The 12,593-nt window shown below is 73.8% G+C and carries 4 protein-coding genes; 2 read left to right on the forward strand and 2 right to left on the reverse strand.

Annotated features, from left to right (window positions below; translation table 11 throughout):
• Window positions 1–76: 76 nt before the first annotated feature.
• Both GEMRO_RS31680 and GEMRO_RS0124720 read left to right on the forward strand, forming a co-directional pair.
• A complete protein-coding gene (locus tag GEMRO_RS31680) occupies window positions 77–2,266 on the forward strand; it encodes a ComEC/Rec2 family competence protein (protein WP_051329446.1) in 2,190 nt (729 codons plus the stop codon).
• A complete protein-coding gene (locus tag GEMRO_RS0124720; RefSeq protein WP_027136161.1) occupies window positions 2,250–8,420 on the forward strand; it encodes a hypothetical protein in 6,171 nt (2,056 codons plus the stop codon). The genes GEMRO_RS31680 and GEMRO_RS0124720 overlap by 17 nt, the downstream gene beginning before the upstream one ends.
• Window positions 8,421–9,250: 830 nt before the next feature.
• Here the strand turns inward: GEMRO_RS0124720 and GEMRO_RS0124725 are convergent.
• Together GEMRO_RS0124725 and GEMRO_RS0124730 are read right to left on the reverse strand one after the other, a co-directional pair.
• Window positions 9,251–10,177: a choline/ethanolamine kinase family protein gene (locus GEMRO_RS0124725; RefSeq protein ID WP_027136162.1), complete on the reverse strand. Its 927-nt coding sequence runs from the start codon at window positions 10,175–10,177 to the stop codon at window positions 9,251–9,253.
• A gap of 6 nt (window positions 10,178–10,183) precedes the next feature.
• Entirely contained in the window at window positions 10,184–12,592 is a 2,409-nt protein-coding gene (locus GEMRO_RS0124730) for a GcvT family protein (RefSeq protein WP_027136163.1), read from the reverse strand.
• Window position 12,593 lies beyond the last annotated feature (1 nt).

Raw genomic sequence — 12,593 nt, forward strand, 5'->3', positions numbered from 1 at the left:
CTGCACGACGCGGATTAACCATAAGTTGAAGCGGCGCTAACCCGCGCGTCGCGCTTTAGCACGGAGACACTCGCAGGTGCAGCATGGTCGGACGACCTGGCCAGGTGCCGGGCGCTGGAGCGCCGGCAGCACCGCCCTGGCCGCCGCCACGAACGCCCTGCCACGCCTGCGCCGCCTGCTCCTGGCCGAGCGGCATCGCTGGGCGCTCTGGGTGCCGGTGCTGATGGGCGGCGGCGTCCTCCTCTATATGGTGCCGGCCGAGGAGCCCTCCACCCGCCTGGCCGAGCTGGCCCTGTTCGCCACCGCCGCCGGCCTGTCCCTGGCGGTGCTGGCGGTCCTGGCGGGGCGCCGGACCCGGGCGACCCTCGCGATTTTGCTGGTGGCCCTGCCCGCCGGCTATCTGGCTGCTGCCTGGCGCACCGCGTCGGTCGAGACCGTGACCCTGGCGCGCCCCGCCACCCTGGAGCTGGAGGCGCGCATCCTGGCGGTGGAGGGCCGCGCGCGCGGCCACCGCCTGACCCTGGACCGGATCCTCGTGCTCGGCGGCGCGCGCCAGCCGGTCCCGCAGACGGTCCGGATCGGGGTCGCCAAGGGCGCTGGCTTCCTGGCGCCGGGCGACCGGATCCGGATCCGCGCCCGGCTGGAGGCGCCGCAGCCCCCGGCCCTGCCGGGCGGCTACGACTGGGCGCGCGACGCCTGGTTCCAGGGCCTGGGCGCGGTCGGCTGGTCCTTAGGCGCGCCGGTCCTGCTCCAGGCCGGCGGCCAGGACGACGGCCTGGCCCTGGCGGTGGAGGAACTGCGCAGCGCGCTGAGTGCCCGGATCGCCGGCGCCACGCCCGGGCCGGCCGGGGCGGTCGCCGCGGCGCTGGTGACCGGGCAGCGCGGTGCGGTCGACGACGCGATCTGGCAGGACATGCAGCGCTCGGGCCTGGCCCACCTGATCTCGATCTCCGGGCTGCACTTCACCCTGGTGGCCGGGGTCGTGTTCTTCCTGGCCCGCTGGGGCCTGGCCCTCTGCCCGCCGCTCTGCCGGCGCCTGCCCGCCCAGAAGGGTGCCGCGATCTGCGCGATCCTGGCCTGCGCCTTCTACCTGGTGGTGTCCGGCGCGTCGGTGCCGGCGCAGCGCTCCTTCGTCATGGCGGTGATCGCGTTCTCGGCCCTGCTGGTCGACCGCGACCCGATCTCGCTGCGGCTTTTGTCGGTGGCCGCCATCGCCGTCCTGCTGTGGGCGCCGCACAGCCTGCTGGGCCCGTCCTTCCAGCTGTCCTTCGCGGCAATGGTCGGGCTGGTCGCCCTGTTCGAGGCCCTGGCGCGCCGCCGCGACCGGCAGCCGGCGGCCGCCCGCCCGCTCTGGCACCGGGCGCTGGCCTACCCGCAGGGCATCGTCGCCACCACCCTGATGGCCACGCTCGCCACCGCGCCGTTCGGCGCCTGGCATTTCGGCACGATCGCCACCTGGGGCGTGGTCGCCAACATGCTGGCGGTGCCGCTGACCTCGTTCGCGGTGATGCCGGCCGCGGTGATCGGCACCGTGCTGATCCCGCTGGGCCTGGACCAGCCGGCCTTCATGGTGATGGGCGAAGGGGTCGCCTGGGTGCTGGCGATCGCCGCCACCGTCGCCGCCTGGCCCCATGCCGCCTTCGCGATCCCCGGCATGGACAGCGCCTGCATCGCCCTGATCGTGCTGGGCGGGCTGTGGCTGGCGATCTGGCAGCAGCGCTGGCGCCTGGCCGGCCTGCCCGTGGTGCTGCTGGGGCTGGCCACGGCCCTGGCCGGAACCCCGCCCGGCCTGTTCGTGGCCCCCGATGCAAAGGTGGCCGGCGCCATCAGCGACGAGGGCCGCCTGCTGCGCACCCCTGGCCGGCTGGACGGCCGGGTCGCCGATGCCTGGCAAACCCGCGCCGGCACCGGCGGAAGGCCGGGCAAGTGGGAGGCGGCGCCGGACGGCGACCGCGCCGCCTGCGACCAGACCGGCTGCGTGATCCGCCAGGGCAGCCATGTCATCGCGGTGCTGACCGTGCCGGGCGATCCGGGCGACGACTGCCGCCATGCCCAGCTGGTGCTGGACCTGGTCGCCGAGCGGCGCTGCCCCCTGCCGACCCGCACGCTCGGCTACCGCAGCCTGCGCGCCGCGCGCGGCCTGGAGATCCGGTTCGCCGGCGGGGAACCGATCCTTTCCAGCCTGGCCCGGGCGCGCGGCGACCGCCCCTGGACCCGCTCCATTCCCCCCAGCCGCCTGGACGATGACGATGCCGGCAGCCCTTGATCCTTCCCTGCCCAGCGGCCAGCCGCCCCGGCCGGCGCCCAGCCTCGCCAAGGCACGGCTGCGCAGCGTCGACCTGCTGATCGGCGCGCTGGTGCTGGGCTCGGTCAGCCTGGTCGGCGCCGCCACGGTCGCCGCCCGCCTGGAGGCCGGCCGGACCGGCCCGCCCGATGCCGCCATCGCCGAGGCGGTCGAGACCCTGCGGCGCAGCTTCGGCTATGACGGGATCGTCCACGAGCTGGAGCGGCTGCGCCGCAGCGGCGACCCGGCAGCACTCTCCGCCCTGGAGGACAGCCTGCGCGAGGCGCGGGCCGCGATCGGCCGGCTCCGCCCGGCCCTGAGCGGGACCGACCCGGGCGTCGGCCGGGCCCTGGACCAGCTCGACGCCGCGGGCCGCCGGCTGGAGACCCTGCTGCGCTCCGGGACCGGCGAGCTGTCCGCCCGGATCGTCGAGCTGCCGGTGCTGGAGCCGCTGTTCGTGCTGGACGAGGCCACCCTGGCGCTGCGCGACGCCCTGCACGCCGCCGACGAGCCCCGCATCCGGCAGATGTTCGCCCTCACCCTGGCGGCCGCCTGCCTGCTCGCCGCCACCGCCTTGCTGCTGGCCTTCTGGGTGCGCCGCTCGCTGCTCGTCCCGCTGCGCCGCCTGGTGGCCGACCTCGCCGCCGGCAGCAGCGCCGACCTCGACCGCCTGGCCCTGCGCCCCGACGAGATCGGCACGATCGCCACCGCCCTGCGCGGCGGCACCAGCCCGGGCGCAATCCCGGCCACTGTCCCTGCCGCCCCCGCCACCCTGCTTCCCGGCCAGGACGATCTTCTGCGGCGCATCCACACCCTGCTGGAATCGCTGGCCGGCACGCGCGCCGAGACGCTCGCCGGCCCCTCCAGGAATGCCGCTCCCGCATCCCCCGCGAGCCCGGTGCCGGCCGCCGCCGCGACCGACATCCCGATCTTCGCCGCCCAGCCCTCCACCACCCCCGGCACCCCGGCGCCGGGCCGGGACGCACTGGCCACCCTCCTCGACGCCAGCGCCACGGCCCTCGCCCACACCGCCGCGTCCCAGGACCTGCTCCGGCAGGCCCCCGGCGTACCCGGCCGGTCCGCCGTTCCCGAACTCACCCCCCCGGCCGGCCCGGACCCGGCCACCCGCTCCGAGCGCCCGCACCCGCCGCCGGAGCCAGCCCCAGCCATCGGCCAGAGCACCTCCGCAACCACCACTCCGCCCCGCCACGCCCCAGCCGGCCGGCCCGGCCAGGACGAGCCAGCGCCTAGCCTGCACCACCTGCCCCGGACCGATCCGACCCATCCCGCGCAGGAACCCGACACCGTCAGCCTGCTCCGCGTCCCCGCTGCCGACCTGCCGGCCGGACGCATGTCCGACCACCGTGCGCCCGAGGCCGCAGGCCACCCCCGCGCGGACCTCTCCGCCACGCCCGACCCACGCGCCACCACCCGCCCTCATCCCGCCGGGGAGAACCCGCCCCCCCGCGCGACCGGCACGAACCAACCCGGGAACCGCAACCCGCAGGCCTCCTTCGACGACCTCAACAAGCACGGCCCCAGCGCGCATGGCAGCCGACCCGCCCCTGGCGAAAGCCTCTCGGCCAGCGCGTCGCCCGCCCTGGTCAAGCCAGGAACAACCGATGCCCCAAACGAACCCGAGCCCCCTCGCGCGGGCACGCACACCCTGACCGGCGCCGCCAGCCCGCACCAGCCAGCCATGCCCCCCGGCGAACCCGAGCAGGGCGGCACCCGGCGGGACAGTCCCGCCCCCACAATCTCTCAGCCAGCAAACGCGATCTTCACGAACGAACCCGAGGACGGCCGCCTGCACCGGCCTGCCTCTCCTGGCGCCTCCGCCAGGCAAGACCTCGCGCATCGCCCAAACGACCCCGGGCACCCCCGTGCCCGCCCGGACATCCTGTCCGCATCCCCCTCCAGCTCAGGCATCACAACCCTCTCGAACCAACCCGACGCCCCAGGCAGGCAGCCCTTCACCAATCCCGCCAGCCCGTCCGAGCCGGCCCTTTCCACCAACGAACCCTGGCAGGGCGACACCCGGCCCGACAGCCCCTCCCTCGCATCCCCCAGCCCAGCAGGCACGATTCTCCCAAGCGAACCCGAGAACCGCGCCCCGCACCCGCTCGCCTCCTCCACCGTTCCGGTCGCGCATCGTGCTCCGGGTCACATCAACGAACCCGGGCAGGGTAGAAGCCAGTCCGACGGCCTGACGCTTCCCTCCTCCGGGTCCGCGATCACGAACGAACCCGAGGACGACGGCCCGCACCCGTCTGCCTCCCCTGATGACTTCGGCCCGCAAGGCCCGCTGGATCGCACCAACGAACCAGGACAAGGGGGAAGCCAGCTAGACCGCCCGCTGCCCGCCTCCTCCAGGCCCGCGGTCGCAATCTTCACGAACGAATCCGAGGACGGCCGCCTGCACCAGCCTGCCTTCTCCGGTGGCTTCGGCCTACAAGGCCCGCTGGGTCGCACCATCGAACCCGGGCAGGGCAGGAGACAGTTGGACCGCCCGCTGCCCGCCTCCTCCCGGGCCGCGGGCGCAATCTTCACGAACGAACTCGAGGACGGCCGCCTGCACCAGCCCGCCTTCCCCGATGGCTTCGGCCCGCAAGGCCCGCTGGATCGCATCAACGAACCCGGGCAGGGCAGAAGCCAGCTGGACCGCCCGCTGCCCGCCTCCTCCAGGCCTGCGATCGAGAGTTCCACGAAGGAACCCGAGGACGACAGCCTGCACCAGACCGCCTCCCCCGATGGCTTCGGCCCGCAAGCTTCGCAGGGTGGCACCAGCGAACCCGTGCAAGGCGGAAGCCGGCCGGACCGCCTGTCGCCTACCTCCTCCAGGCCCGAAAGCACGATTTGCACAAACGAACCCGAGGACGACTGCCTGCACCGGCCTGCCTTCCCTGCCGCCTTCTGCCAGCGCGATGCCATGGCTCGCACCAGCGAACCCAAGCAGGACAAAAACCGGTCGGACAGCCGATCGCCTACCTCCGCCGGTTCAGGAAGCACCGTTCGCACAAACGAACCCGAGGACGACAGCCTGCACCAGCCTGCCCCCCCTGCTTCCTTCAGCCACCGCGACGCCATGGATCACACCAGCGAGCCCGGACGAGGCGGAAGCCGGCCGGACAGCGGGTCGCCTGCCTCCGCCGGTCCAGGAAGCACGGTTCGCACGAACGAACCCGAGAACGGCGGTCTGCGCCAACCTTCCTCTCCTGCTGCCTTCAGCCAGCGCGACGCCATGGATCACACCAGCGAGCCCGGACGAGGCGGAAGCTGGCCGGACAGCGGGTCGCCTGTTTCCCTCGGTCCAGCAAGCGCGGCTGTCACCAATGAACCCGAGGATGACGGTCTGCGCCAACCTTCCTCCCCAGCTACCTTCAGGCAGCGCGACCCCACAGGTCGCACCAGCGAAGCCGGACTGGACGGAAGCCGGCCGGACATCGGGTCGCCTGCCTCCGCCGGTCCAGGAAACCCGGTTCGCACGAACGAACCCGAGAACGGCGGTCTGCGCCAACCTGCCTTCCCTGCTACCTTCAGCCAGCGCGGCCCCCTGGGTCGCACCAGCGAACCCGGGCAGGGCGGAAGCCGGCCGCCTGTCCTCCCCCGGCCAGCAAGCACGCTTTGCACGAACGAACCCGAGGACGGCAGTCTGCATCAGCCTGCCTCCCTTGATGGATTTGGTGCGCAAGGCCCGATGGATCGCGCCAATGGATCCGAGGAGGGCAGGAACCGGCCGGACAGCCTGACGCCTGCTTCCCCTGGCACCCCCCGCCAGCACGGCCCGATGGCTCGAACCGGGGAGGCGGCGCAGGACAGGACCCGGCCGGAGGGCCTGCCGCCTGCCCCCTCCGGGCCGGCAAGCGCGATCCGCACGAACGAATCCGGGAACGACCGCCCGCGCGGACAGGCTTCCGCCGGTGCCATCGGCCTCTATACCCCTGCCGCCCGCACGACGGAGCCCGGTTCGGGCAGCAGCAGGCCGGAGAAGCTGAGCCTCACGCCGCCCGGCGCGGCTGGCGCGGATCGCGCGGACCAACCCGACCACCTGCACCGGCCGGCCGCGCCCGGCGTCACCGACGCGCTCGGGCCGAGCGGCCGGATGATCGACCCTGGCCAGGGCGAGGCGGCCAGGAAGACGCGATCGCTCCTCGTGGCCGAGACCCGCCGCACCGCCCCCGCCAGCGCTCCCGAGGCCGACAACCCGCTGCACGCCCCGGACGCGCCGGCCCGGCAAGCCCCCATGCTCCGCGCCGACCAGCCCGGACCAAGCGAACCAGGCCGGAGAACCCGCTCGCTCCTCTCGGCCGACCCGCGCCGCCCCGATCTCCCGAACGAACCCGAGACCGGCAGCCAACCGCCTGCCGCCGGCGCGAACGCCCAGCACAGCCCTGCAACCCGACCGGACGACGCCGGAGAGCCCGGAACCGGACCTGCCGCCCTCGGTCGCCGTCCCGGAACCGCCAGTCCGCCCGATCCGCAGGGCCCGGTGCGCCGCGCCCAGGGAGCCGACCTGGATAAAACCAGCCAGGCCGCCCTCACCCTCCGCTCGTCCGGCGCGGCCGATGCCGAGCCCATCAGCCCCCCTGGAACCGCCAGCCCGGCTCTCCGGTCCTCCGCCAGCCTGCCCGATCCGCAGGACCCGGTGCGTCGCGCCCAGGGAGCCGACCTGGATAAAACCAGCCAGGCCGCCCTCACCCTCCGCTCGTCCGGCGCGGCCGATGCCGAGCTCACCAGCCGCCCTGGAACCGCCATCCTGCCCCGCCAACCTTTCACTGCCTTGCCCGATCCGCATGACCAGGCGCGCCACGCGGAGGAGGCCCGGCGGCCCGGGACCGAGCCGGGCGTCCCGTCCGCCCGGCCCCTCGAACCGGACCACGCCGACCTGATGGGCACGTCCGCAAGCGGTGCCTCGATCCGCATGGCAACCGCCGGGCAAACCGGCCCGATCCAGCAGGTCGGCGGCATGGGCAAGGCCGGGAACGGACGGTCGTCCCGGCAAGATGCCATGCCCGCAGCGGACCCGCCCAAGCAGGCCGGAAGAACCGACGGGCCAGGAAAGAGCGAGCACGTCGACGCAGCCGCGACCGCCCAGCCGCACGGGCCAGCCCTCCTCGCAGAGGCGAACCGGTCGGACGAGGCCGCGGGCGACCCCGGCCCCGCGGATGCGGACCGGGCCAGGCTGGCCGATCCCTCGCCCCTCTCCCGCCATTCTGGCGCTGCCCGCCTGACCGCAGGCGGCAGTCCGCCAGCCGTCGTCGCCGCGCCGGGTCCCCTCGCGGCCGCTCCTCCACCGGCGTCCCTGGGCGCCCCGGATGTCCCGCGCCAGGACCAGGCCAGCCAGCCTGCCACCGCGCCGGACCGCCCGACGACGCCCGGCCGCGCCGACCCTGCAGGCCAGAACCCGGCCTTGCCGTCATCCATCTGCCACAAATCCCGCCAACCGTCGCCGTCCGCCCCGGAAGATCCCGCGCCCGCTCCCGACGCGGCGCTCCCCCAGGCGAGCCGGGCCGAGCGGGCCGGCCGGAAGGAGCGCCGCACCGGGCCCGACCAGGCCGCTGCCCTGCCGACCGATGCCGACCGGCGCTCGTCGCCCGGCGCCGCATCCCAGCCGCGCCAGTCCCCTGCCGCCAATCCCGACCCCGCCGCCGCCTCGGAGCCCGGCACCCGGCGTCCCGCACCGGCCCCTGCCAGCGCCATGTCCTCCGGCTCCACTCCCAATCCTGCTCCCGTGCCCGATCCTGCCCCGGGGCCCGACCCTGTCGGCCGGGCCGATCCGGATCCTGGCCCCCTCCTTGCCGCCGCACCCGCTCCGGCCACCGGCCCTGTGCCCGGGCCCGCCCCGGCACTCCCCACCGCGATCGGACCCGACCCGGCGGCCACCGCGCCGCCCGCGGCCGCCGATCCGGCCGCCCCATCGCGCTCCAGCGTCCTGCACTCGATCGTGCAGATGGTCGCCCAGGAACAGGTCCGCCGCCACCATCACGGCCAGCCAGCCGCGACGGACGACCCGGCCGAGCAGCGCAGCCGCGACGACCAGCTGGTGGCGGCCCTGGTCGACCGGGTGCTGGCCCGCCTGGACCAGGTCACCCGCCAGGTGAAGGCCGAGGACCCGCAGACAAGGCGCGCCTCCTGAACACGCTCGCACCACCCACCGCCTCGGTCCGGGCGACGCGGATGGCCGCCTTCGGCTGGGCGATGCGCGCGTTCGTGGGGCGGACGACGGATGCCGGGACCCAGGCCTGTCCCGGCGACGCCGGCCTTGGCCCCGGCTCCTCCGGGCGGCCTGCCGTGCTGTCCCGACAGCCCGTCACGATTGCTGCCCACCCTCGGCGAATGTTTCCACCGGGGCGATCCGCGGCCGTTACGTTGCTCGCCCGCCTGCGTCCTCGCCTGCCAGCCATCACCAACGCCCGCTGCCGCCCCGGCCTTCTTACCGGCGGCCGGACGCTGGCCGGTCGCCCCGCGCGCCGCATCTCCTACCATCACCTCCCGGTCTTCGCGCACCCACGACACGCAACCACCACGGCGGGCGGGATGCGGCCCCGCCGGTTCGCAAGCGCCGCCGCTGCCCCACAGGGCCCGAAATTCCCCAGCGTGCTCCTCCACCCAGGCGGCAAGGCGCCATGGAGGGGAATCATGACAGGCAAGGGCACCCGAAACGGCGGTGCCGGCGATCGGGCCTCAAGCCAGCGGGCGCGGCGGGCCGGTTCCATTGCCCTCAGCGGGTTCCGGCGGCAGTGCGCTTTGCCGCCTTCGGCCCAGGCTCCGGGACCTGCTGCACGACGTCTCCATCCGGCACCTCGTTCGATCGGGTGGCGCGGGACGGGCCCAGCCGTCCGCCTGGATGAAGCTAGCAGCCCCGTCCTAACGAAACGTGAAGACCGCGCGGGGAAGACCGGCCGTCCCGGCGAAAACGGCGTCGGGCCTGCCCACCGGCACCCCGGCCGACGCAGCCCAGCCGGATCAGGACGGGCCGGCCGCCACCGCCTGCAGGTGGCGGGCGAACAGGTCGGTCGCCATCAGGGCCCGGCAGCGCCCAAACCGGCGCAGGGAATAGGCCCAGAAGTCCTCGGCCGGGTTGCCGTCGGCATGCTGGATCAGGCCCCACAGGGTCCAGAGCAGGTCGCACATCGCCTTGTAGATCACCATGCGGCCCTGGTCGAACGGGGTGGCGGGGCCGTCGAAATAGGCCTCCAGCAGGCAGCGATCCATGGCCGGGTCGAACTCCCCTTCCACCGACAGGTCGCCCAGGTCCCACATCGGGTCGTTGTTGCCCGAGTACTCCCAGTCGACGATCCAGACCCGTTCGCCGTCGTCCAGGAAGTTCTCGCACAACGGATCGCAGTGGCAGGCGGCCAGCGGCAGCTCGTGGGCCGCGAGTGCTGCGCGCACCGCCTGCGCCTCGTTCACCACGTCATGATAGCCGTCCGGCAGCACCGCCCGGCGGTCGGCCAGGACCTGGAGGTACTGGTCGATCATCTGGAACAGCTCGAAGCGGAAGGCGAAGCCCGTCGCATCCTGGTGCAGCCGCCGCAATGCCCGCGCCGCCCGCTCCACCGCGCCCGGCCGCTGCCGGAACCCGTCCGGGCTCAAGGTCGCCACCTCGGGCAGGAACCGGGTGACCATGACCCCGTCGGTCCCTGCATGGACCAGCGCCGGCGCCACCCCGGCGGCGGCGGCGGCCCTGGCGTTCACCGCCTCGACCCGCCGGTCGATATAGGCCTCGGTGCCCTTGCCCGGCAGGCGCAGGCACCAGGGCTGGGTTCCGCCCGAGACCTCGAACACGAGGTTGGTGAGCCCGCCCAGCCGGCGCAGCTGCAAGTCTCCCGTGCCGCCCGGCAGGTCCAGCCCGGCCAGCGCATGGCGGGCCCGTTCGATCTCCTCGCTCATCGCCCCTCACATCCTCAGGCGCAGGCCGCGCGGGTCGTAGAGCGAGCGCCGCCCGCGGCTGGCCGGCCAGGCCACGCCATAGGCCTCGATCTCGAACCGGTCCTGTTCGGCCAGCTCCGCCGGCAGGTAGGCGAATGCCACCGTATGGCCGACCGTGTGCCCGAACCCGGCGCTGGTGGTGGTGCCGACCGCCTTTCCGCCCGCCAGCACCGCCTCGCCGCCGATCAGGGGCGCCCAGCCCTCCACGCACAGGGTCACCAGCTTGCGCGCCGGCCCCGCTTCCCTGATCCGGCCGAGCGCCTTGCGGCCGATGAAGTCGCCCTTGTCCAGCGCCACCGCGAAGCTCAGCCCGGCGGCGTAGGGGTCGATGTCCGGGGTCACCTCGCTCGACCAGTAGACATAGCCCTTTTCCAGCCGGAGCGTGTCGATCGCCCGGTAGCCGGCATCGGCGATGCCATGCGCGGCGCCGGCCTCCTTCAGCCGCTCATAGACATGGGCCGCGTGCTCGACCGGGACGTGCAGCTCGTAGCCGAGCTCGCCCACATAGCCGACCCGCGCGGCGAACGCCCGCCCGAGCCCGATCTCGATGCTGCGGCCGGACAGATAGGGCAGCGCCTCGTCGGACACGTCATCCAGGGTGACGGCCGCCAGCACGTCGCGGGCCCTCGGCCCCACCAGGTCGATCACCGCCAGCGCCCCGGTCACCTCGCGCAAGAGGACGCCCTCGGGCAGATGCCGGCGCAGCCAGGCGGCGTCGCGGGTGCCGAACTGGCTGCCGGTCACGATGTAGAAGCGCTCCTCCTCCAGCCGCATCACGGTCAGGTCGGCCTCGATCCCGCCCTGCTCATTGCAGCACTGGGTATAGACGCAGGCTTCCACCGGCCTATCCAGGTCGTTGGCGGCGATCCGCTGCAGCCCTTGAAGCGCGCCCTTGCCGCTCACCTCGAACTTGGCGAACGAGGTCAGGTCGAGCAGCGCCACCCGCTCGCGCACCGCCCGGTGCTCGGCCGCCACCGCCTCGAACCAGCCGGGCTTCTCCAGGAAGCTCGGCCGCTCCTCCGCCTCGCTGCCGGGCAGGCGGAACCAGTTCGGCCGCTCCCAGCCGGCCTTGGAGCCGTACTGGGCGCCGTTCGCCTTCAGCGCCTCGTAGAGCGGGCTGCGCCTGGCGCCCCGGGCGCTGTCCAGTTCCTCGGCCGGCCAGTGGATCGCGTAGTAGTTGCCGTAGGATTCGCTGCTGCGCTCCGCGAGATAGTGCCGGTTGGCCTGCTGGACCGAGAAGCGGCGGATGTCGAACGGCCACAGATCCATGCCCGGATCGCCTTGGGTGATCCAGTTCGCCATGGCGAGCCCGGCGCCGCCCGAGGCGGCGATGCCGGCGGTGAACCCGCAGGCCACGAAGAAATTGTCCAGCTCCGGGGCCAGGCCCATCACCGGCTCGCCGTCCGCCGAGACCGGGATCGGCCCGTTGATCAGCGTCTGGATGCCGACCTCGTTCAGGACCGGCAGGCGATCGGCCGCACCCAAGGCGATCGGCTCGAACCGGTCGAAGTCGCCGGCGAACAGCTCGCGGCCAAAGTCGAACGGCACCCCTTCCGGCCAGCAGGAAGGCGCGCCCTTCTCCCAGCCGCCGATCGCGAACGCCTTCACGTCCGGCTTGAGGTAGAAGATCCGGTCCGGGTCGCGGAAGGTCGGCGTGTCGTCCGGCAGCTCGATCTTCTTCTCGGTCACCATGTACTGGTGCTCGACCGCCCCCGCCGCGATCGCCACCCCGGCCATCTCGCCGATCCGCTTGGCCCAGATGCCCGCGCAGTTGACCACGATCTCGCAGGCGATCCGACCCTGGTCGGTCAGCACCGCGCCGATCCGCCGCCCGGCCTTCTCGAAGCCAGTGACCTGCACCCCTTCCCGGATGCGCACGCCGCCCCTTCTGGCCAGCGCGGCGAACGCCTGGGTCAGCCCATAGGGGTCGATATAGCCGTCCGAGGGGATCCAGGCCGCTCCCACCACGCCGTCGGTGGTCATGAACGGGAAGCGCTGCCTGGCCTCCTCCGCCGAGATCTCGTAGGCCTCGAAGCCGAACCCTTTCGCCTGGGTCAGCGAGCGGCGGATCTCCGCCATGCGCTCCTGGCTGGAAGCGATCCGGACCGAGCCGGTCTTGCGCCAGTCGATCGCCTGGCCGGATTCGGCTTCCAGCCGGTCGAACACCGCGACCGAATTCTGCATCAGCCGGGTCAGGTTCTTCTTGGAGCGCAGCTGCCCGACCAGCCCCGCGGCATGCCAGGTCGAGCCATGGGTGAGCTGCGCCTTTTCCAGGAGCAGCACGTCGCGCGCGCCGGCTTGCGCCAGATGATAGGCGATCGCGCAGCCGATCGCGCCCCCGCCGATGATGACGATGCGCGCCTGGGTCTCGGTCATG

Origin of the sequence: Geminicoccus roseus DSM 18922 (assembly GCF_000427665.1) — a bacterium.
GTDB classification, from domain to species: Bacteria; Pseudomonadota; Alphaproteobacteria; order Geminicoccales; family Geminicoccaceae; genus Geminicoccus; species Geminicoccus roseus.